Raw genomic sequence first — 3,565 nt, forward strand, 5'->3', positions numbered from 1 at the left:
CAGTCTATATTTTTATACTTTATAGTAAAAGAGGAAAATCTCCCCATAATTTACCTATCATATTATGATGGTGACTTTGTCATTCTATAAAAAAGGCGGTGGCAAATGAGTAGCAAATCACCAAAAACAATAATTTTAAACCAATATACAGTTCATTTGATAGAATTACCTTTTTATGATACATCTTCTTAATAAGTGCAATTCTCAAAAATAATTCATTCCCTTCCAAATTTCGGACAAACGGACAGTTCTTTCTTGTAAAATAGATATATAGACTTATACAAATAATGAGGATGCCTAAATAAATAAATTACACTATTTATTAGAAACAAGTAGAGAACAGTTAAGACCGATAAAGAAAGAAAAAGAGGTGGTTTTTTCCCAGGTAGAAAAAAATGGAGAAATCAGTTGTTGGAAAAGGATAAATGCTGCCTTGTATGTGTATCAACAAAAAAGTTAGAAGGGCATCATCTATTCTCTACCAAGAATTTAGAGTTAAAGGCAGATCACGATAATGGAGTAATTCTTTGTAGGGAATGTCATCGAGGGAAGGAAGGATTTCATACAAAATACGGTAAAAATCATCAATTTACACCAAGTGATTTTATAGAATTTATGGAGAAAAGTAAACATGCTATCAAAGATGAAGAAATTTGAAATTATAAAACAAAGAGTTATCTTGTTAGAATCTAAGACGGCTAAGTTAGATAATGAATTGTCAAATAAAGTATGACAACTAAAGAGGAGATATCGAGAAATCTTCCCTATAAAGAAGCGGAAAATGAAATAGATTGAAACTAAAGATGACCTGTTATGCGAGGCAGAAAGAATGTTATTGAAATGTGCATTAAATTGCTTGCTGAGAGAACCGATATTGATAAGTTCTGAGTGTACTATCGGTAGACGACTCTGATCTCCAAAAACTCTAACAATTTCAGAAACTGGATTAAATGCTTTTTTCAAATCCTGTATCATCTACCAAAATAGCAATTTCATCACTAAAATCATCATATCCACCTGTCTGTAAAACTTTGCTTAACTCTTGATCGAGTATATCCGTTGTTTCATTATGTAATTGTAGGACTTCCTCTTGGATTTTCATTACAAATAAACCTGTAGCTTTGGGCACCTCATTATTATTTCAATAGAATTTCTTAATTTTAAACTTAATGGCAACATTTCACTCAAAAAATTATCAAGATAGAGTATAGCATATAAATATGCAAGAACTTGTGTTCTTTTTTCACATCAGTTCTTAACGTAGGAGATGAAAAAATGATTTTTACAAAAGGCGAATTATTTAACGGCCCAGGGGGTCTCAGTTTAGCTGCTAAGAACACGGTCGTTATCCATCCAGAAACACATGAAGAATTTCGTATTGAACATACCTGGTCAAATGACTTCGATCAAAACGCTTGTCGGACATATGCATTAAATATCTGTGGCGATGAAAATGATCCAAGTGTAATTTGTGGTCCAGTAGAAAAATTACAAATCAGCGAGTTACCTGAAATCCAGTGTTTTGCATTCGGTTTCCCCTGCAATGATTATAGCCTAGTAGGTGAAAAAAAAGGATTAGGTGGCTCATTTGGTCATCTTTATAGTTACGGTGTAAAAGTTTTAAACACACACAAACCAAAATTCTTTGTAGCTGAAAATGTTGGAGGCCTACAAAGTGCAAACGAAGGCCGTGCTTTTATTAAGATTTTAAAAGAATTAGAAGCACCTGGGGAAGTTGAATACGTGGTAACACCCCACTTATATAAATTTGAAGAATACGGCGTTCCACAGGCCCGCCACCGTATCATTATCGTAGGAATTCGTAAAAATCTTGCTGATGATGGCATTGAATTTAAAGTGCCTTCACCAACAACACCAAACTCAGCTGATTACAAAACATGTAAAGAAGCGATCGAAAATCCACCAATTCCTGCAGATGCGCCAAACCATGAAATGCCTCGCCATACAGCGAAGGTTCAAGAGATGTTAAGCTACATTCCACCTGGTGAAAACGCTTGGTACATTGGCATACCTGAAGAATTACAGTTAAATGTTAAAGGGGCACGTTTAAGTTCAATATATAAACGCCTCGATCCAACACGTCCAGCTTATACCGTAACAGGTAGTGGTGGCGGTGGTACGCATATGTATCATTGGGACAAAACACGTGCTTTAACAAACCGTGAACGTGCACGCTTGCAGACATTCCCGGATGATTTCGTCTTTACAGGAAGTAAAGAAGCTGCACGTAAGCAAATTGGAATGGCCGTCCCACCAGCTGGTGCTCAAATTATTTTTGAAGCGATTTTAAAATCATTTGCGAAAATTCCTTATGATTTCGTCGAACCAATAAAAAAGTTCCAACTAGAATTCCTTCAAAAAGAAAAAGCTAAAAAAGTAGCAAAGAATGAGATCAATGCTGAAGAACAACAATTATCTTTCAATAATATCTAATTTATAAAGGAGGCATGAGAATGTTAAATGAACGTGTTCACCAAGGTATTTTGCACAAGTTCGATGCATTAAATGGCCAAACTTTAGTTGGAAAGCTTCCTATCAAGGGCGTTAATAAAGTACAACGTGTGCCAGCAGATCAATTTGTAGAAGAAGATCACATTTTACACGATTTAATCCGTGGTTTCTACAAACCAGCTGGTATGCCGTTTTTGATCTCTTATCAAGCTACAGAATCTGACGAAAATTATGGTCAGCAGATTATTTGGAAAGACAAATCAATCTATGAATTCGAAACGATTGAAATGAGACCACCAAGTAGTCCTAAGGATAGCCGAAAAAAAAGTGATATTGCAGCAGCGCGCTACAACTTAGAAAAACAGATTCCTATTGGCATACTGTACAAAGTTGAAAAAGGCGTCAACGTAATACTTGGCTTAGGTATGATCGTAGAAGAAAATAGCAACGGTATTTTCATCGTAAAACCATATTCTTTAACTAATAATCCTTCTACTAGATCTAATGAAATACCCAATGCTCTAAACAACATATTAGAAGATGCTGAGATAGATAAAGATTTGGTTACTGAAGTTATAAAAGAAATGAAACAACGGAAGGGACAAGAGAAATTCCGTAAACTACTTTTGAACAAATATTACTACTGTGCATTATGCGGTGTAGAGTCAACTCATACACGAGCAAGTCATATTAAACCTTGGGCAGCATGTACCAACCAGGAGCGATTAGATCTACACAATGGTCTTCTGCTATGTCCAAATCATGACTACTTATTCGATAAAGGCTTCATCAGCTTTACAGATCAAGGCATCCTTTTGGTCTCAACAAAGCTTTCTAAAATTCAGATGAATTTTTTTAATGTCCATGCACAAATAAAATTAAGTGTAACCGAACAAATGAAAAACTATTTAAAATACCATAGAGAAAATATTTTTATAAGTTAAATACTTTTTTGTATATTATGTATTTTGAAGGTAGAATTGAATTTGAAGGTGGGGTTTTAATGTATATTACTAAAGGATATGAAAAACACATCATTTCAGATGTATATAACGAGGGATATAGATATTTAAAAATCTTATCTGGACAAGCT

4 protein-coding genes are annotated in these 3,565 nt (G+C 34.5%); 3 read left to right on the forward strand and 1 reads right to left on the reverse strand.

The window, feature by feature from the left end:
* Nucleotides 1-411: 411 nt before the first annotated feature.
* Entirely contained in the window at nucleotides 412-657 is a 246-nt protein-coding gene (locus tag V7164_RS06630; RefSeq protein WP_335353704.1) for an HNH endonuclease, read from the forward strand.
* Between the two features lie 289 nt (nucleotides 658-946).
* On the opposite strand, the gene V7164_RS06635 is transcribed toward V7164_RS06630, so the two are convergent.
* Entirely contained in the window at nucleotides 947-1,102 is a 156-nt protein-coding gene (locus V7164_RS06635) for a hypothetical protein (protein WP_335353705.1), read from the reverse strand.
* 173 nt (nucleotides 1,103-1,275) lie between these two features.
* On the opposite strand from V7164_RS06635, the gene V7164_RS06640 reads away from it, so the two are divergent.
* Both V7164_RS06640 and V7164_RS06645 read left to right on the forward strand, forming a co-directional pair.
* Nucleotides 1,276-2,454: a DNA cytosine methyltransferase gene (locus tag V7164_RS06640; protein ID WP_335353706.1), complete on the forward strand. Its 1,179-nt coding sequence runs from the start codon at nucleotides 1,276-1,278 to the stop codon at nucleotides 2,452-2,454.
* Nucleotides 2,455-2,474: 20 nt separating this feature from the next.
* Nucleotides 2,475-3,416 (forward strand): HNH endonuclease, encoded by a 942-nt coding sequence (locus tag V7164_RS06645; RefSeq protein WP_335353707.1) that lies wholly within the window; start codon nucleotides 2,475-2,477, stop codon nucleotides 3,414-3,416.
* Nucleotides 3,417-3,565 lie beyond the last annotated feature (149 nt).

Source organism: Bacillus sp. JJ1474 (genome assembly GCF_036965225.1).
GTDB lineage: Bacteria > Bacillota > Bacilli > Bacillales > Cytobacillaceae > Cytobacillus.

Excerpts from the sequence above, each read along its gene's own strand:
- V7164_RS06645 (WP_335353707.1), top strand. The coding sequence starts at position 2,475 with ATGTTAAATGAACGTGTTCACCAAGGTATTTTGCACAAGTTCGATGCA.
- V7164_RS06635 (WP_335353705.1), bottom strand. The coding sequence starts at position 1,102 with ATGAAAATCCAAGAGGAAGTCCTACAATTACATAATGAAACAACGGAT.
- V7164_RS06640 (WP_335353706.1), top strand. The coding sequence starts at position 1,276 with ATGATTTTTACAAAAGGCGAATTATTTAACGGCCCAGGGGGTCTCAGT.